Raw genomic sequence first — 16,049 nt, forward strand, 5'->3', positions numbered from 1 at the left:
TACTGCGCACTTTCGCTGACGTCGCTCACCTATGGGGCAGTTCAAAAGGTTGATTTCATCAGCAACAACCGATCCCATGATCTCTGATGCCCATCACCCGATGGTCTCTTTGACAAATGAGATTCCTAGGAATGTGCGGGAGACGGCTTTCGGTCGCCGATCTGGAAAGTCGCCGCGTCCGCTTCGGGTCGAAGCCGCCAACTCAACATTTCCCAACCCGCCGCGCCTCCACCTCGAACGGGTTGTCCCAATAGGCGTCCCGCCCCCGCACCCACTGCCAGACCCCGGCCAGCAGATACGCTGGCAGAAACAGCGGCCCCCAGCGCTCGCACTGCCGCACGTGCACCAGCTCGTGCGCACGCAGGCGCTCCAGATCCTGCGCATGGGTGCCCAGGATCACGTGGCCGAGGGTGATGGCGGCGAAAGGCCAGCGGCGCCGGGGCAGCCGGCGCATCGCGGCGATTTCGAGCACGCCGTCCACCCGCCGGAAACGCGCGCCCAGCGGGAGCAGCAGCAACCCGAGCACCAGACCGATGAGCGTGTTGGGCGAGGCCCAGAGCCACAGCGCCCAGCGCGCGAGGCGGCTCCTTTTCATGGCATCACGACACGATGTACGCGCCCGAGCCACAGGACAGCAGCTTGCCGTCCGGGCCGAGGAATTCCATGCGCGTACTCGCGACGCGCGAGCCCAGGCGCATGACTTCGGCGCGCAGTTCGAAGTGCTCGCCGATGCCGGGACGCAGGTAGTCGATGCGCAGGTCGATGGTGCCGAGCTTGGCGAAGCGGTGCAGGCGCTGATCGGGCGACTCGTCCATGTGGCGCGCGCCGATGGCGGCCATGCAGGCGAGGCCGCCCATGGCGTCGAGCCCGGCGCTGATGACGCCGCCGTGGATGCGGTTGTAGCTGTAGTGGCCGACGAGCTCGTGCTTCATGTCGATGCGCGCGGTGACACGCTCGGGCAGCAGGCTGGTGATCTTCAGGCCGAGCACCTGGTTGAAGACGATTTTCTCTTCGAAGATGGCTTTGAGGCCGGCGATGAACTCGGGTTCGAATTCGGCGGGGATAGGGGGTGGGGTTCGCATCGGGCCATTGTGGCCGATGCGGTGTGCGCACGCACCTTTGGCCCGTCGCCGCAGGCCCGCCCCGGTGTCGCGCACACGTCAGCGCGCGAAGCGCGGCGAGGGTGTTCCACCTAAGCCGTCTGCGGTCCGAGGCTGAAGCCGATCTGCGTCACCCGGTCCTGCGAGCGGGCAAAGGTGTCGCCGGCGTGCATGCGGGCGATGGCCGCCACGATCGCGAGGCCCAGACCGTGGTGAATTTCTTCTTTGCAGCAACGCGCTTCATCGCCCCGGAAGAAGCGGTCGAACAGGTGCGGCAGGTGCTGCGGCTCGATCACGGGTCCCCGGTTTTCGACCACGACCTGCACCCCCCGCCCCTCGGTCCCGGTGTCGGGTTCGATGCGCACCTGCACGGTTGAACCGGGTTCGGCAAAGCGCGAGGCGTTGCCCATCAGGTTGGACATGGCCCGCTTGACCAAGGATGCATCGACCGCGACGCGGGCATCGCCCACCACCGACAGGCGCAGCCCCGCTTCGTCCAGCACGCCTTCGTGGAACTCGGCCACCTGGTGCGCGAGTTCGGCCAGGCTCACGGGCTCGCTGCGCCGGGCGACGGCGCCGCGGTCGGCCTGCGAGAGGAAGAGCATGTCGTTGACGATGGCCGAGAGGCGCTGCATTTCTTCGAGATTGGACGCCAGCGTGTCGCGCAGCGAATCGGCGCTGCGCTCACGCGACAGCGCCACTTCGGTCTGGCCGATCAGGGCCGTCAGGGGCGTGCGCAGTTCGTGCGCCACGTCGGCGTTGAAGGCTTCGAGCTGTTCGTAGGCTCCCTGCAGACGGTCCATCAGGGCGTTGAATTGCGCCACCCAGGGGTCGAGCTCCTTGGACGAACGCTCCACCACCAGGCGCTGGTCGAGCCGCCGCGGCGAGATGCCGTCCATCTGCCGGGCCAGCGAGAGCAGCGGGCGCAGCTCGCGGCGCACCAGCCACTGGATCGCGAAGCCGGCCGCGGCGGAGCCGAACAGCGTGGTCATGAGCAGGGTGATGATGGCTTCGCGCTGGATGCGGTGGTCGTGGGTGGTGTCCATCTCCAGCAGCACACGCACCTTGCCACCGACCATGCGTTCGGCCGGCACCTCGAACGCCAGGCTGCGGCTGTGCGCGAACGGGGCCACGTCGTCGCGGAAGAGTTCGGTGCCGTCGCCGCGCCACAGCTGCATCCGGGTGGACGAGCGCACGGGGTCGAACAGGGTCATGCGCTGGAGCAGGCCGGCCTCGCCGCTTTCGCAGGCGATGCCGATCGCCTTGGTCAGCAACCGGCCTTTCTCCTGCAGCGATTCGAGCTGGTCCATGTCCATGCGCATGGTGATGGCGGAATATTTGGCCACGCTGAGCACGCCCAGGGCCACAAACATCAGCAGGGCCATGGCGCGCGAGAGGCGGCGCGCGATGGAGGGTCCGCACGGCAGCGGCAGGCAGCGATCGGCGGTCGGGACCGTGGACGCGATGGCGGGCTGGGCGAGCGAGGTGGCGTGGTTCATTCTGCGCGCTCCTCCAGCACATAGCCCATGCCGCGCACGGTGTGCAGCAGGCGGATCGGGAACGGGTCGTCGAGCTTGGCGCGCAGGCGGCGCACCGCCACCTCCACCACGTTGGTGTCGGAATCGAAGTGCATGTCCCAGACCTGCTCAGCCAGGGTGGTGCGCGACAGGATCTGGCCGCGCCGGCGCATGAGCAGCGCGAGCAGGTTGAACTCCTTGGCGGTCAGATCCAGCCGTTGTGCGCCCCGCGTGCAGCGGCGTGAGACGAGGTCCACCTCCAGGTCGGCCAGGCGCAACACGGTGGCCGACTGCGTGGTCGCGAAAGCGCCGCGCCGCAGCAGCGCGCCCATGCGCGCGAGCAGTTCGGAGAAAGCGAAGGGTTTCACGAGATAGTCGTCCGCCCCGCCCTCCAGGCCCTTGACCCGGTCTTCGATCTTGTCGCGCGCCGTCAGCATGAGCACGGGTGTCTTGCTGTCCTGGGCGCGCAGCGCCGACAGCACGCCGTAGCCGTCCACACCGGGCAGCATCACATCGAGCAGCATGAGGTCGTAGCTGCCGCCGGTGGCCAGGCGGCGACCTTCGATGCCGTCGCGCGCCACGTCCACGACGTAGCCGTTTTCACTGAGGCCCTGGTGCAGGTACTGGACCAGTTTGGGTTCGTCTTCGACGACAAGGACACGCATCGCTGAGCTCATGGGGGGTGGATCGATCAGGGGGAATGTTCCCACACAGCAGGGATTCTCTGGATGACAAATATGTAATCTGGCGGTTCGGAAAACGTGGTTTTGGTTGTCAAGAATTCATCTCCATGGAAGGCACAACGGCTTTCCTGCCGAAGCCAGCCCAACCGGCTTTGACCCACCGTTCCAACCCCCACAAGGAGTTTCACCATGAACCGCAAGCACGTTTCCGCCATCGCCGCCGCCCTGATCGCCCTGTCCACCACCCAGGTGTTCGCCGCCGACGGCCCCAAGACCCGCGACCAGGTGCGCGCCGAACTCGCCGAAGCGATCCGCACCGGCAACATGCCCGCCAACGGCGAATCCGGCCTCCTGCTCAACCAGGTGAACCCGGGGCGCTATGCCCCCCAGGGCATGGAAGCAGGCAAAACCCGCGCCGAAGTCAAGGCCGAGCTGATGGAGGCCCTGCGCACCGGTGACGTGCTGGCCAACAACGAGTCCGGCGAGAAGCTGAAAGACCTGTACCCCGGCCTCTACCCCACCAGCCGTACCGTCAGCGCTCAGGCCGCCGGCCAGCTCAACGCCACGCGCTGATCAGACCGCGGCACCAGTCCGCTGCCTGTCGCCCCGCTCCCGCGAGCGGGGCTTTGTTTTTTAGAGACCCAGCTGGCGCGCGGCCAGCTCTCTCATGAGCTCTTCGGCGCCGCCGATCATCGTGACCTTCACCTCGCGGTAGAGGCGCTCGCTCACGGTGCGGCGCATGAAACCCATCCCGCCGAGGGTCTGCACGGCGGCGCCCAGCAACGGGTCCATACGCAGGCATCTGTCCGCCGGATCGCTGCCACCCAGCGCAAACGCGGCTCCCGCTTCGCGCACATGCAGGGCATCGCGGTCGGCCGCCGAGCACACCGCCGCGGTTGGCGATCAGCAGCCCGCGGATGCGGCTCACACCGCTCGTCTCCCACCCCCGTCGGACCCGACCCAGGGGGCCGGCTGCTTGCGCGCAAAGGCGGCCAGGCCCGCCGCTGCCTCGGGGCCGCGCAGCGCGCTGGCAAACGCCCGCGCCGCTTCTTCTCGCAGATCGGGCGCCGCTCCGCGCAGGCGCAGCAGCAGCTGTTTGGTCGCTGCGGTGGCGCCGGGTGCGGCGCGGCCGAAGGTGAGCAGCGTGTCCTGCAGGACGTCTTCCAGCGCCTCGTCGGCCACGACCCCGTTGACCAGCCCGAGTTCAAAAGCCTGCTGTGCGCCGTAGCTGCGCCCGGACAGCAGGCACTCGCGCGCAGCCCGGTCGCCCAGGCGGTGCCAGACGAAGGGAGCGATCTGCGCCGGCGGCAGGCCCAGGGTGACTTCCGGCGTCGCGAACACCGATCGCTGCGTCGCGATCACATGGTCCGCACAGCAAACCAGTCCGAACCCACCCCCCATGGCCGGTCCGTCGACCGCACAGATCAGCAACTGCGGCAACGCCGTCAAGGCATGCAGGACATCGCCGAAACCGCGATTGGCCGCGATCAGGGGATCGGTCTCACCAGGCTGCAACGGCTGGCCAATGGCTTGCGCAAAGCTGCCCAGACTGCCCCCGGCACAGAACGCACCACCCGCGCCCGTCAGCACCACGGTCCGCAAATCGGTGTCCTGCCGCACGCGCAGACAGGCCTCGAACAGCGCGACCACCATGGCGTCGGACAAGGCGTTGCGGGAAGCCGGGTGGTTCAAAGTCCAGCGCTCCACTGTGCCTTGTCGAATCACTTGAAATTCACTCATCGGTAGGTCCCGTCCTGACGTTGGAGAAGTTTGCATCGACCCAGTGGTCGCCGACGATCCGGCTCCGCCGGTCGACGGGCGATATCCCCCTGGGGGGAAGCCGCGTCAGCGGCGCGGGGGGGATTTCTGTAGTCCCATGGTCTTCGAAAGAATGCCCAGCATCACCTCATCCGCCCCACCACCAATGGACGCCAGCCGCCCGTCGCGGAACATGCGCGAGACCTTGTTTTCCCAGGTGTAGCCCATGCCGCCCCAGAACTGCAGGCAGGTGTCGGGCACCAGGCGGTTCAGGCGCCCGGCCTTCAGCTTGGCCATCGTCGCCCACTCGGTCACGTCGGCGCCCGTCACGTAGTGCTCACACGCCTGGTAGGTCAGCGCCCGCAGGCTCTCCACCTCGGTCTTCATCTCGGCCAGCTTGAACTGCACCCACTGCTGGTCGGCCAGCGTGGCGCCGAAGAGCTGGCGCTCCTGCGCGTAGTCCACCGTCCACTGGATGCAGTTGCTGAGGCTCTGGATGCAGCTGGCCGCGGCCCACAGGCGCTCCTCCTGGAACTGCTGCATCTGGTAGATGAAACCCGCGCCCTCGGTGCCGATGCGGTAGCGCTGCGGCACGCGCACCTCGTCGAAAAACAACAGGCCGGTGTCGCTGCTGTTCATGCCGATCTTCTTGATCTTCTGACCGACCTCGAAGCCTTTGACCAGCTGGCCGTTCTCGCGCAGCGGCACCATGATCAGGCTCTTGTTCTTGTGCGCAGGGCCGTCGCTGGTGTTGACCAGCATGCACATCCAGTCGGCCTGCAGGCTGTTGGTGATCCACATCTTCTGGCCGCTGATGACGTAGTCGTCGCCGTCCTTGCGCGCCGTGGTCTTGATGGCCGACACGTCGCTGCCCGCGCCGGGCTCGCTCACGCCGATGCAGCCCACCATGTCGCCCGCAATCGCTGGCGCGAGGAACTGGGCGCGCAGCTCGTCGCTGCCGAAGCGCGCCAGCGCCGGTGTGGCCATGTCGGTCTGCACACCGATCGCCATCGGGATGCCGCCGCAATGGATGTGGCCCAGTGCTTCGGCCATGGCCAGGCTGTACGAATAGTCCAGCCCCGCGCCGCCAAAGGCCTCAGGCTTGGTCAGGCCCAGCAGACCGAGCTGGCCCAGCCCTTTGAACACCTCGTGCGCCGGGAAGATTTCGGCCGCTTCCCACTCGTCCACGTGCGGGTTGATGTGCTCGTCGATGTAGCGCTTGAGCGTGGCCTGGATTTCGCGGTGCTCGTGGGTGAACTGCATGGGGGTCTCCTGTTGTGTGGGGTCACATGCGCGCCACGCCGAACGGCATCGGCCTGGACTCGGGTGGGGAATGGTCCATGCCGCTGGAAGCGGTGTAGCCCGGCATGGAACCCCAGATACCGTCCAGCAGGTCCGGCGCAAACACGGAACGGTAGTCCGCCTTCATGGCGGGTCCTTCAGAAACAGCAACAGCGCGGTCTGCGTGAGGTCGTCCAGAGAAGCCTGGCGGCCCGGATCGAACCACTGCACCGACCAGTTCAAGGCCCCAAACAGCATCAGCCGCGCCAGCCCCGGCTCACCCTTCAGCTCGCCGCTGGCGTGCAGCGCCTGCAGCACCGGCACCCAGGCCGCTTCGTAGTCGGCCTTCAGGCGGTTGACTTCGCTGCGCTGCGCCTCGGACAGCGAACGCCATTCGTACAACATCACCGGGATGAAATCGCTGTCGGGTCCGAGCAGCACTTCCAGGTGGTTGCGCACCAGCACCCGCAGGCACTCGCGCGCGCTCAGCGTCTGCCCGGCCGCAGCACCCGCCGCGGCCGCGCCGTCCATGGCCGCTGCCTGGCGCCGCAGCGCGCTCTGCATGCCCTCGTGCATCACCCCGACGAGCAGGGCTTCCTTGTTTTCAAAATGGTAGAAGGGCGAACCCGACCGCATGCCGGCGGCGGCGGCGATGTCGCGCGTGCTGGTCGCGGCAAATCCGTACTGGCGAAACAGCTTGCCCGCCGCGCGCATCAAGGCCTGGCGGCGGTTGCCGTCGTCGCGTTCGTCTTCGGATTTCCGGGGTCTTCCGCGGGAACGGCGGGGAAGGTCGATCGCGGAAGGCTGGGCGTTGTCGGTGTCCATGGGGCGCAACCATATCAGCCAGCCTTATTTTTAACAAGCATATGCTCTGTAAAAATACAGCGCCCAGCCATCCTGCCCAACCGTTCCCACCCAGCGTCGGCGCCGGAGGGCTGAGGCTGGTGATAATGAAACGCCCGCGGTCTCGACAACGGGCGCACCCCGAACACCGCGCCAACGCGCCCCGAAACAGACCATGACCGCCTCGGGATCCCTGCCTGCCCTTTCTCCGACGATTCGCGCCATCGCCTGCCTCGCGCTGGCCGGCGGCGTGCACCAGGCCACGCCAGGCCCCGAGGCCTTGCGCGCGGGCCTGGCCCTGTTCACCCTGATCGGCGGCCTGTGGATGACGCAAGCACTGCCCCTGAGCGTGACCGCGTTGCTGGTGCCTTTGCTGGCGGTGGTCGCAGGACTCATGAACCTGCGCGAGGCCCTGGCTTCGTTTGCCCACCCGATCATCTTTCTGTTCCTGGGTGGCTTTGCGCTGGCCGCCGCGCTGCAGCAACAAGGTCTGGACCGCGCGCTGGCGCACGCCGTGTTGCGCCTGGCCGCCGGGCGCCGGGCACTCGCGGTGGGCCTGCTGTTCGGCCTCACCGCCCTCCTGTCCATGTGGATCAGCAACACCGCCACCGCCGCCATGATGCTGCCGATGGCGCTGGGCCTGCTGCACACACAGGACGGCACCGACGACGTGGGTCCCCGCGAACGCGCCTTCGTGCTGCTGGGCGTGGCCTACAGCGCCAGCATCGGCGGCATCGGCTCCCTGGTGGGCAGCCCGCCCAACGCCATCGCCGCCGCGCAGGCGGGCATCGGATTCGTCGAGTGGATGCGCTTCGGTGTGCCCCTGGTGTTGCTGTTGCTGCCGCTGATGGCCGGTGTGCTCTACCTGTTGCTGCGCCCGCGCCTGCGGGGTCGGCTGGTGCTCGACCGCGAAGCTTTTGAATGGACCGCCGGGCGGCGGACCACGCTGCTCATCTTCGCGCTCACCGCGGCGGGCTGGATGACCGCCGAGCCGCTGGGCCGCGCGCTGGGCATCGCCGCCGACATGGACAGCTGGATCGCCGTGGCCGCCATCGTGGCGCTGGTGGCCACGCGGGTGATGGACTGGGAGTCCGTCGAGCGCCAGACGCACTGGGGCGTGCTGCTGCTGTTCGGGGGTGGCCTCGCGCTCAGCCAGGTCATGCAGGCCAGCGGCGCCAGCCGCTTCCTCGCCGACGGGCTGGTGACGGCCATGCACGGCGCGTCCACGCTGTGGCTGTTGCTCGGTGTGGTGAGCTTCGTGGTCTTCCTCACCGAGCTGGTCAGCAACACCGCCAGCGCCGCGCTGATGGTGCCGATCTTCCTGGGCGTGGCGCAGGTGCTCGGTCTGCCCGCGCCGCTGCTCGCGGCCGCCATCGCGGTGTCGGCCTCGTGCGCCTTCATGCTGCCGGTGGCCACACCACCCAACGCCATCGTCTTTGCCACGGACCAGGTCCCGCAGGCCACGATGATGCGCTGCGGCCTGGTGCTCAACCTGGTCTGCATCGCCGTGATCGTGGTCGTGGCATCGGCGGTTTTTTCATGAGCTCAGCACCGGGCCGCCCCAAGCCAGCTCGCACCGCAGTGCGCCGCAGTGAGGTTTCCCCATGACCAGCATCTGGCATTCACTGAGCCTGCTGGCGGGTGGCCTTGGCCTGTTCCTGCTGGGCATGGGCATGATGACCGACGGCCTCAAGCAGGCCGCGGGCCAGGCGCTGCACAACATCCTCGCCAACGCCACCCGCACGCGCTGGCACGCGCTGGGCTCGGGTGCGCTCGTGACGACGATGGTGCAGTCGTCCAGTGCCGTCACGGTGGCCGCCATCGGTTTCATCAACGCCGGCCTGCTCGGGCTCGCACCGGCGCTGTGGGTGCTGTTCGGCGCCAACATCGGCTCCACCATGACCGGCTGGCTGGTGGCGCTGGTGGGGCTCAAGTTCAAGATCGAAGCCTTTGCGCTGCCGCTGGTGGGGGTGGGCATGCTGATGCGCCTGACCGGCGCCAGCCAGCGCCGCGGCGCCATCGGCACCGCCGTGGCCGGCTTTGGCCTGCTGTTCCTCGGCATCGGCCTGCTGCAGGAGTCGTTCAACGGCATCGCGGGGCAGATCACCCTGCCCCAGGGCGACGGCGTGCAGGCCGTGCTGGCGCAAGTGGTGATCGGCCTGCTGATGACGGTGCTGATGCAGTCGTCGGCCGCCTCGATGGCGATTGCCCTGACAGCGGCACAGGGCGGCCTGCTCGATGCCCAGGGGGCCGCGGCCGTGGTGATCGGCGCCAACATCGGCACCACCGTCACCGCGCTGCTGGCCGCCATCGGTGCCACGCCCAACGCGCGCCGCGCCGCCGCCGCACACGTGATCTTCAATGTCGTCACCGCCTGTGTCGCGCTCGCGTTGTTGCCCTGGCTGATCGGCGCGCTGGCCAGCGCCCGCGACGCGCTCGGCCTGTCCGCCGACCCCGCTGCCATGCTGGCGCTGTTTCACACCACCTTCAACGTGCTGGGGGTGGTCCTGATGTGGCCACTGGCCGACGGGCTCACGCGCTGGCTGCTGCAGCGCTTTCGTGCCCGCGAGGAAGACGAAGCCCAGCCGCGTTATCTCGACGACAACGTGCTGGCCGTTCCGGCCCTGGCGCTGGACGCGCTGGAGCGTGAGGTGGCGCGCTTCGGCCAGCTGTGCGTGCGCATCGCCGGCGCGGTGCTCACGGGCGCGGCACCGGTCGCGCTGGTGGGCGACCGCTCCGCCATGGCACAGCTCGATGCGGCCGTGGAGTCGTTTGCCGAACGCCTGAGCCGCCTGGCGCTCTCCAAGGTGGCCAGCGTGCGCCTGGCCGAGTTGCTGCGCATCCACCGCTACTACAAGACCTGCGCCGACCAGGCACAGACCGCCGCGCCCCTGCAGGCACCCGTCGACCCGGCCCTGGCAACCCATCAGCAGACCTTTGTGGCGGCGCTGCAGCAGCTCTTCACGCAGCAGGACGCGGAGTCCGTGGCGAACGGTGACGCGCCCGTCATCGACGTGGTCCCGATGGAGCTGGCCTACCAGAACCTGAAGGCCGCGGTGCTGGTGTCCGCGGCGGCGGGCGCGCTCCCGCTGTCACAGATGGAGACGGCGCTGGGCCAGTACAGCGCGCTGCGCCGCGCGGCCCAGCAGGCGGCCAAGGCGCGTGAACACCTGCACCACCATCACGCTGCCTGACGGCGCGACCGACGGGAGCGCGGGCGCGCCCCGGTGCGTCAGGGCGAGGCGCTGACGCGCCAGACCATGTTGCCCACGTCGTCGGCCACCAGCAGCGCGCCCTGCCCGTCCATCGCCACGCCCACCGGCCGCCCCTGGGCTTCTCCGCTGGCGTTCAGGAAGCCGCTCAACACGTCGCGGGCCGGACCCGACGGCTGGCCACCACTGAAAGGCACGAAGACCACCGTGTAGCCGCTGTGCGGGCGCCGGTTCCACGAGCCGTGCTGGCCGATGAACATACCGTTGGTGAACGGCGCGGGCAGGCGGCTGCCGACGGCGGACGCCAGGCCCAGCGGCGCGACGTGCGCGCCGAGCGCAAAGTCGGGCACGATCGCCTTGGCCACCTGGTCGGGCGCGGGCGGCTTGACGCGGGTGTCCACCCGCTGGCCGTAGTAGCTGTATGGCCAGCCATAGAAGGCGCCGTCGCGCACCGAGGTGAGGTAGTCGGGCACCAGGTCACTGCCGAGCTCGTCGCGCTCGTTGACCACCGCCCACAACGTGCGGCCGCTGGCGTCCCAGGCCAGGCCGACCGGGTTGCGCAGGCCCGAGGCAAAGACGCGGTGCGCGCCGGTCCGCGCATCCACCTCCCAGACCGCGGCCCGGCCTTCTTCGGCCGCCATGCCGTTCTCGCCGATGTTGCTGTTCGACCCGACGCCCACGTACAGGCGCCGGCCGTCCGGGCTGGCGATCAGGCTCTTGGTCCAGTGGTGGTTGATCGGCCCGCCGGGCAGGGCCAGCAGCTGGGTGCCAGCGGCGCCGAGGGTGGTGTCACCCCGGCGGTAGGGGAACGCCAGCACCGCGTCGGCGTTGGCCACGAACAGGCGCTCGCCCACCAGCGCCATGCCAAACGGCGAGTACAAGCCGTCGAGAAACACCGAGCGCACATCGGCCACGCCATCGCCATCGGTGTCGCGCAGCAGGGTGATGCGGTTGGCGCTCGGCACGGCCGCGCCCGCGCGCTTCATCACCAGGCCCATCACCAGCCCCTTGGCCCAGGCCTGGATGCCCGTGGGCGGGTCCGCCTTGGGCGGCGCGTTGCTTTCGGCGACCAGCACGTCGCCATTGGGCAGCACCAGCAGCCAGCGCGGATGGTCCAGGTCGCGGGCAAAGGCCTGCACCCGCAGGCCCCGCGCCGGGATCGGCATGGCGTCGGCGGGCCAGCCCCGCGCCGGTGCGATGTTGACCGTGGGGATCAGCGCCCGGCTGGGCGTCGGCAGTGCGGGGTTGTTGCCCGAGCCCTCGGCGACGGTGAAGCGTGCCGGCTCGGCGCAGGCGCCCAGCGCCAGCAGCGCGGCGGTGCCTGTGGCTGCCAAGGCTGTGCGGGCCGTGGAAGTCGTATAGGTCATGGCGTGTCTCCTGGTTCGTCTTCTCAAGGGCCCGATGGCAGGGATGGCACATGGTGACGCCACCGTGAGCGCAATGTCCCACCCTGGGGGGTGTCCGTCGGTGCGGTAGCGAACCTCGGGCGGCGCGGACTGTTCGCCAGCACACAGACGCTGACCACAGGCCTGACAACACTGCGGTTTTTCCACCGTGAAAGTCCCTGCCATGAACACCGTCGAAACCCCCGACAAAACCCGCCTCTACGTCAAGGACTGGGGCGAAGGCCCGCCGGTCATCCTGATCCACGGCTGGCCGCTGTCGTCCGACAGCTGGGACGACCAGGCCATGGCCATCGCCGAAGCGGGCCACCGCGTGATCGCCTACGACCGGCGCGGCTTTGGCCGCTCCACCCAGCCCTGGAGCGGCTACGACTACGACACCCTGGCCGACGATCTGGCCGCCGTTATCCAGCAGAGCGGCGCACAGGACGCGACCCTGGTCGGCTTCTCCATGGGCGGCGGCGAGGTGGCGCGCTACATGGCGCGGCACAGCGGCCAATCGGTCGCGAAGTGTGCGCTGCTGTCGTCCATCCTGCCCTTCCGCCTGAAGACCGACGACAACCCCGCCGGCACCGAGCAGGCTGCGTTCGACCAGACGGCCGAAGCCCTGAAGACCGACCGGACGCATTTTTTCACCGGCTTCTTCAAGACCTTCTTCGGCGAAGATTCGGAAGAACGCCCCGTCAGCGCCGAGTTGCTGGAATGGGCGCGCGGCATCGCCCTGCAGGCCAGCCTGAAGGCCACCATCGAATGCATGCGCTCGTTCTCGTCGACCGACTTCCGCGGTGATCTGGCGGCCTTCACCGTGCCCACCCTGATCATCCACGGCACGGCCGACAAGACCGTGCCGATCGCCGCCTCCAGCCGGATTGCCGCGCAGGGCATCGCCCAGAGCACCCTGATCGAATACGACAGCGCACCGCACGGCCTGTTCGCCACCGACAAGGAGCGGCTGACCAGCGACCTGCTCGGGTTTCTGGCGCGCAAGGCCTGAAGGGCAACGGGACGGGCCAGGGTTCCGATGAGCCCTTGGCCCGGACGTGCGAAAGGGCTGCAACCTCTCGGCTGCAGCCCTGGTTTCATTCAGCAGATCGCTGTCAGACGCGGCCGTCCGAATACGGCGTCACGCCGTAGTAGTCGTGGATTTCCTTGCTCCAGGTCGCATCGGCCATGTCGGGCCACTGGTCCTTGTCGAATCCGGGTGCACTTTCCAGCCGGTCTTTTTCGACGTCGAGCACAAAGCGCTTGTTGGCAGTGTCCAGCGTCAGGGCGTGCCAGGGCACGGCAAAGAGCTTGTCGCCCATGCCCATGAAGCCGCCATACGACAGCACGGCATAGGCCACCCGGCCGGTGCCCATGTCGAGCATGATTTCCTTGATGTCGCCCAGGTCTTCGTTCTGGCGATTGAAGACGTCGTTGCCATCGAGCGTGTTGACGCCCATCAGTCCGGGGCCGGGGCCACCGTCGGTCCGGCTCTTGTACATGCCGTAAGTGTCTTGCTCTTGGTAGTTCATGGGAGTGTCCTTGGTCTCACCAGCAAGGCCATCGGCGGGAGCAGGATGCACCGCCAGTTGCTGGGCTTTCAGGATAGGCAAGGCGGGACCCAGGGTCTGTGCAGCAGCGCACATGCCACGAATGCTTACGCTTCCAGCACGCCCTCGACGTACAGCATGCGCACCAGCACCATCGCCACCACCATCAGCGGCGAGGCGAGGATCACGCCCGGCAGGCCAAACAGCAGACCAAAGATGACCGCCGCCGTGATGCCCAGCACCGGCGGCAGCTCCACCGCCCAGCGCTGCACCACCGGCATCAGCAGGTTGCCCTCGATCTGCTGGATCACCACACACAGGATCGCCACGTACAGCGCCAGTTCCGGTCCCTGCATGAAGGCCAGCAACACCGCCAGCACGCCCGACGCGATCGGGCCGAAAAACGGAATGAAGGCCAGCGCACCGGCCACCAGGCCCAGCGTCAGCGCCAGCGGCAGACCCAGCAGCGCCAGACCAATCGCCGTGGAGGTGCCGACGAACAGCATCGAGATGCCTTGCCCGAGCAGCCAGCGCGACAGCGCGTACCCGCTGGCGAGCAGCGCGTCGTCCACCCGGCCTCGGTAGGCCGGCGGCACCAGCCGCACCAGGCCTTCGCGGTACATCAGCGGGTCGCTCGCCAGGTACACCCCGACCACCAGCACCAGGCCGATGCCGCCCACGGCGCTCAGCGCCTGGGTCGCCGCCACGGCCACGCTGGCCCAGGGCACATCGTCCGCGTTCGTGCCGCGCCACACCTTCCACAGCGCCTCGCCGATGGTGCGCTCCCGGGCCCAGCTCACGAGCTTGGCGATCGCCGCCGGCAGCTTGCGGGCCAGGTCGTCGAACTGCTCCAGCAGGCGGTCGCCCACCAGCCACGAACCGAGCACGATGCCGGCCACCGCCAGCGCGACCGCGACCCCGACCGCCAGCCGCGGCGGCAGGCGCAGGTAGCGCCCCAGCGGCAGGGCCAGGGCCCGCAAGGCCACCGCCACGATGACCGCCCCGAAGAGCATCAGCAGCAGGTCCGACAGCCGGAACGCCAGCAGCACCAGGGCGCCCAGGAACAGGACCAGGGCCATGGGCCGGATGTAGCCGATGCGTGGCGGTGGGGCAGGCATCAGCGAGGGAGGCGGGAGCTCGTTGCGTGTGTTCATGGCGCGTTTTCGGGGTGGGCAAAGCGGGTCTGACCGCAGTCTGCATCAACCACCCGCCGCCGTCTGTCTGACAGCGCACCGAACACGCGCCGCGTCGAAGTCTGCTCAGCCGCGGCTGTAGGCCAGGCCCGAGGCCACGCCGCCAAAGAGGTCGCCCACCACCAGATCCACACCCGCGAACTCGGCCTGCAGCGCCTGCTGGAACGGGCGCAGGGCGGACGATCCGCCGGTGAGGTAGATCGCGTCCAGGGCGCCATCGGTCAGCCCCGCGCGCTGCACACACTCGCGCGCGCAGGCCACCGTGCGCGCCAGCAGGGCCGCGAGGTGGTCGCGCATGTCGGCCGGCGTGAGCGAAGCGCTCAGCCCGGTTTCGACGAAAGACAGCTCGACCGCCGCTGCCGCGTCGTCCTGCGAACAGCGGATCTTGGCCAGCTCCACCTCGTGGGCGATGCGGTGGCCGTCGCGGTGCTTGAGCACCCGCATGAGCCGCTCGTGCAGCCGCGTGTCGGTGTAGTTGACGCGCAGCGACTGCGCCTGGCTCATCGCCCGGGGCAGGTAGAGCCACTGGATCAGGTGCCAGGTGGAGAGGTCGAAAAAGATACGGCTCGGCACCTCGCGCTGCTGCGGCCCCAGGTGGCGGTGACCCAGCAGCGGCATCACCCGCTCCAGGCTGAGCTTCTGGTCGAAGTCGGTGCCGCCGATATGCACGCCGGTCGTGGCCAGCACGTCGCCACTGCGGTCGGCCCGCGCCATGCGGTCCGGCCCCAGCCGCACGACGGTGAAGTCCGAGGTGCCGCCGCCCAGGTCCACCACCAGCACCGTGGCCTCGCGCTGCAGCCGCCGCTCGTAGTCCAGCGCCGCGGCGATCGGTTCCAGCTGGAACGACACCTCGTCAAAGCCGACCGACATCGCGGCCTCCTGCAGCGAGCGCTGCGCCAGGGCATCGCGCTCAGGGTCGTCGTCGACAAAATGCACCGGCCGGCCCATCACCACGCGCGAGGGCGCCTCGCCCAGTGCCCGGTCGGCGCGGTCGCGCAGCTCGGACAGGAACGTGGCCACGATGTCCTGGAAACTGATCTGCTTGTGGTTGATCTCGGTCTTCTCCTGCAGCAGCGGACTGCCCAGCAGGCTCTTGAGCGAACGCATCAGGCGGCCCTCGGTGCCGCTCAGGTACTGCGCCACCGCATCGCGGCCAAAGTGCGTGAGGTGGTCCTCGGCGTTGAAGAACACGGCGGTGGGCATGGCCAGCGCCTCGCCTTCCAGCGGAATCAGGCGCGCAAGGCCCTGGGGTTCGGCCCAGGACACCGCCGAATTGGAGGTACCAAAGTCAATGCCGAGGGTGCCGTGGGGCGATGGGGTCATGGGAGAAGATGGGGAAGGCAGATGGCCGGAACGCAAGGCCCGGCAAGGCGGGGCGGGAGAACACCCCGCCCGGAAGACCGGCGATTTTGCCAGCTTGCAGGTGCCCGCGTTGGAACCCCCGGCGCCCACACCAGGCGCCAGGCCTGAAGCATCCTGTTTTTACGAAGCAATCATCCACATATTTCTGCTTTTTATTGATGCAGA

Annotated in this window: 16 protein-coding genes and 1 pseudogene; 4 read left to right on the forward strand and 13 right to left on the reverse strand. The window is 68.5% G+C overall.

Annotation, left to right across the window (positions count from 1 at the left end):
• Positions 1-202: 202 nt before the first annotated feature.
• The 4 genes from ACN5W5_RS06010 to ACN5W5_RS06025 all read right to left on the reverse strand — a co-directional run bounded on the left by ACN5W5_RS06010 (position 203) and on the right by ACN5W5_RS06025 (position 3,282).
• Positions 203-595, reverse strand: a complete 393-nt coding sequence (locus ACN5W5_RS06010; protein WP_420047653.1) for a signal peptide prediction — start codon at positions 593-595, stop codon at positions 203-205.
• Positions 596-599: 4 nt separating this feature from the next.
• Positions 600-1,082, reverse strand: a complete 483-nt coding sequence (locus ACN5W5_RS06015; RefSeq protein ID WP_420047654.1) for a thioesterase family protein — start codon at positions 1,080-1,082, stop codon at positions 600-602.
• Positions 1,083-1,192: 110 nt separating this feature from the next.
• Complete coding sequence (locus ACN5W5_RS06020; RefSeq protein WP_420047655.1) at positions 1,193-2,599, reverse strand: heavy metal sensor histidine kinase; 1,407 nt, start codon at positions 2,597-2,599, stop codon at positions 1,193-1,195.
• The gene (locus ACN5W5_RS06025; protein ID WP_420047656.1) at positions 2,596-3,282 is read right to left on the reverse strand and encodes a heavy metal response regulator transcription factor; all 687 of its coding nucleotides are present in this window, start codon (positions 3,280-3,282) and stop codon (positions 2,596-2,598) included. The genes ACN5W5_RS06020 and ACN5W5_RS06025 overlap by 4 nt, the downstream gene beginning before the upstream one ends.
• A 207-nt stretch (positions 3,283-3,489) precedes the next feature.
• On the opposite strand from ACN5W5_RS06025, the gene ACN5W5_RS06030 reads away from it, so the two are divergent.
• Positions 3,490-3,873 carry a DUF4148 domain-containing protein gene (locus tag ACN5W5_RS06030; RefSeq protein ID WP_420047657.1) on the forward strand — a complete coding sequence of 128 codons (384 nt, stop codon included), beginning with the start codon at positions 3,490-3,492 and terminating at the stop codon, positions 3,871-3,873.
• Positions 3,874-3,933: 60 nt separating this feature from the next.
• Here the strand turns inward: ACN5W5_RS06030 and ACN5W5_RS06035 are convergent.
• The 5 genes and pseudogenes from ACN5W5_RS06035 to ACN5W5_RS06055 all read right to left on the reverse strand — a co-directional run.
• A pseudogene (locus tag ACN5W5_RS06035) lies at positions 3,934-4,071 on the reverse strand (acyl-CoA dehydrogenase family protein); the annotation flags it as partial.
• Positions 4,072-4,224: 153 nt separating this feature from the next.
• Positions 4,225-5,040: an enoyl-CoA hydratase/isomerase family protein gene (locus tag ACN5W5_RS06040; protein WP_420047658.1), complete on the reverse strand. Its 816-nt coding sequence runs from the start codon at positions 5,038-5,040 to the stop codon at positions 4,225-4,227.
• A gap of 105 nt (positions 5,041-5,145) precedes the next feature.
• Positions 5,146-6,321, reverse strand: coding sequence for an acyl-CoA dehydrogenase family protein (locus ACN5W5_RS06045; RefSeq protein WP_420047659.1), 1,176 nt, complete (start codon positions 6,319-6,321; stop codon positions 5,146-5,148).
• Positions 6,322-6,343: 22 nt separating this feature from the next.
• Positions 6,344-6,487, reverse strand: coding sequence for a hypothetical protein (locus ACN5W5_RS06050; RefSeq protein WP_420047660.1), 144 nt, complete (start codon positions 6,485-6,487; stop codon positions 6,344-6,346).
• Entirely contained in the window at positions 6,484-7,164 is a 681-nt protein-coding gene (locus ACN5W5_RS06055; RefSeq protein WP_420047661.1) for a TetR/AcrR family transcriptional regulator, read from the reverse strand. Before ACN5W5_RS06055 ends, ACN5W5_RS06050 begins: the two co-directional genes overlap by 4 nt.
• Positions 7,165-7,357: 193 nt before the next feature.
• On the opposite strand from ACN5W5_RS06055, the gene ACN5W5_RS06060 reads away from it, so the two are divergent.
• Complete coding sequence (locus tag ACN5W5_RS06060) at positions 7,358-8,725, forward strand: DASS family sodium-coupled anion symporter (protein WP_420047662.1); 1,368 nt, start codon at positions 7,358-7,360, stop codon at positions 8,723-8,725.
• A 61-nt stretch (positions 8,726-8,786) separates the two neighbouring features.
• Entirely contained in the window at positions 8,787-10,376 is a 1,590-nt protein-coding gene (locus ACN5W5_RS06065; protein ID WP_420047663.1) for a Na/Pi cotransporter family protein, read from the forward strand.
• Between the two features lie 38 nt (positions 10,377-10,414).
• On the opposite strand, the gene ACN5W5_RS06070 is transcribed toward ACN5W5_RS06065, so the two are convergent.
• A complete protein-coding gene (locus tag ACN5W5_RS06070) occupies positions 10,415-11,761 on the reverse strand; it encodes a PQQ-dependent sugar dehydrogenase (protein WP_420047664.1) in 1,347 nt (448 codons plus the stop codon).
• 202 nt (positions 11,762-11,963) lie between these two features.
• Between ACN5W5_RS06070 and ACN5W5_RS06075 the strand changes: the two genes are divergently transcribed.
• Positions 11,964-12,791, forward strand: a complete 828-nt coding sequence (locus ACN5W5_RS06075) for an alpha/beta fold hydrolase (protein ID WP_420047665.1) — start codon at positions 11,964-11,966, stop codon at positions 12,789-12,791.
• A gap of 103 nt (positions 12,792-12,894) precedes the next feature.
• Here the strand turns inward: ACN5W5_RS06075 and ACN5W5_RS06080 are convergent, their stop codons facing one another.
• From ACN5W5_RS06080 to ACN5W5_RS06090, 3 genes are all read right to left on the reverse strand, one after another.
• On the reverse strand, positions 12,895-13,311 hold the full coding sequence (locus ACN5W5_RS06080; protein ID WP_420047666.1) for a PRC-barrel domain-containing protein: 417 nt from the start codon (positions 13,309-13,311) through the stop codon (positions 12,895-12,897).
• A 125-nt stretch (positions 13,312-13,436) separates the two neighbouring features.
• Positions 13,437-14,483, reverse strand: coding sequence for an AI-2E family transporter (locus tag ACN5W5_RS06085; protein ID WP_420047667.1), 1,047 nt, complete (start codon positions 14,481-14,483; stop codon positions 13,437-13,439).
• Positions 14,484-14,588: 105 nt separating this feature from the next.
• Entirely contained in the window at positions 14,589-15,845 is a 1,257-nt protein-coding gene (locus ACN5W5_RS06090; protein WP_420047668.1) for an Hsp70 family protein, read from the reverse strand.
• Positions 15,846-16,049: the final 204 nt, after the last annotated feature.

Origin of the sequence: Hydrogenophaga sp. ZJX-1, from assembly GCF_048590325.1 — a bacterium.
Classification (GTDB): domain Bacteria; phylum Pseudomonadota; class Gammaproteobacteria; order Burkholderiales; family Burkholderiaceae_C; genus Hydrogenophaga.

Excerpts from the sequence above, each read along its gene's own strand:
- ACN5W5_RS06010 (WP_420047653.1), bottom strand. The coding sequence starts at position 595 with ATGAAAAGGAGCCGCCTCGCGCGCTGGGCGCTGTGGCTCTGGGCCTCG.
- ACN5W5_RS06015 (WP_420047654.1), bottom strand. The coding sequence starts at position 1,082 with ATGCGAACCCCACCCCCTATCCCCGCCGAATTCGAACCCGAGTTCATC.
- ACN5W5_RS06020 (WP_420047655.1), bottom strand. The coding sequence starts at position 2,599 with ATGAACCACGCCACCTCGCTCGCCCAGCCCGCCATCGCGTCCACGGTC.
- ACN5W5_RS06025 (WP_420047656.1), bottom strand. The coding sequence starts at position 3,282 with ATGCGTGTCCTTGTCGTCGAAGACGAACCCAAACTGGTCCAGTACCTG.
- ACN5W5_RS06030 (WP_420047657.1), top strand. The coding sequence starts at position 3,490 with ATGAACCGCAAGCACGTTTCCGCCATCGCCGCCGCCCTGATCGCCCTG.
- ACN5W5_RS06040 (WP_420047658.1), bottom strand. The coding sequence starts at position 5,040 with ATGAGTGAATTTCAAGTGATTCGACAAGGCACAGTGGAGCGCTGGACT.
- ACN5W5_RS06045 (WP_420047659.1), bottom strand. The coding sequence starts at position 6,321 with ATGCAGTTCACCCACGAGCACCGCGAAATCCAGGCCACGCTCAAGCGC.
- ACN5W5_RS06050 (WP_420047660.1), bottom strand. The coding sequence starts at position 6,487 with ATGAAGGCGGACTACCGTTCCGTGTTTGCGCCGGACCTGCTGGACGGT.
- ACN5W5_RS06055 (WP_420047661.1), bottom strand. The coding sequence starts at position 7,164 with ATGGACACCGACAACGCCCAGCCTTCCGCGATCGACCTTCCCCGCCGT.
- ACN5W5_RS06060 (WP_420047662.1), top strand. The coding sequence starts at position 7,358 with ATGACCGCCTCGGGATCCCTGCCTGCCCTTTCTCCGACGATTCGCGCC.
- ACN5W5_RS06065 (WP_420047663.1), top strand. The coding sequence starts at position 8,787 with ATGACCAGCATCTGGCATTCACTGAGCCTGCTGGCGGGTGGCCTTGGC.
- ACN5W5_RS06070 (WP_420047664.1), bottom strand. The coding sequence starts at position 11,761 with ATGACCTATACGACTTCCACGGCCCGCACAGCCTTGGCAGCCACAGGC.
- ACN5W5_RS06075 (WP_420047665.1), top strand. The coding sequence starts at position 11,964 with ATGAACACCGTCGAAACCCCCGACAAAACCCGCCTCTACGTCAAGGAC.
- ACN5W5_RS06080 (WP_420047666.1), bottom strand. The coding sequence starts at position 13,311 with ATGAACTACCAAGAGCAAGACACTTACGGCATGTACAAGAGCCGGACC.
- ACN5W5_RS06085 (WP_420047667.1), bottom strand. The coding sequence starts at position 14,483 with ATGAACACACGCAACGAGCTCCCGCCTCCCTCGCTGATGCCTGCCCCA.
- ACN5W5_RS06090 (WP_420047668.1), bottom strand. The coding sequence starts at position 15,845 with ATGACCCCATCGCCCCACGGCACCCTCGGCATTGACTTTGGTACCTCC.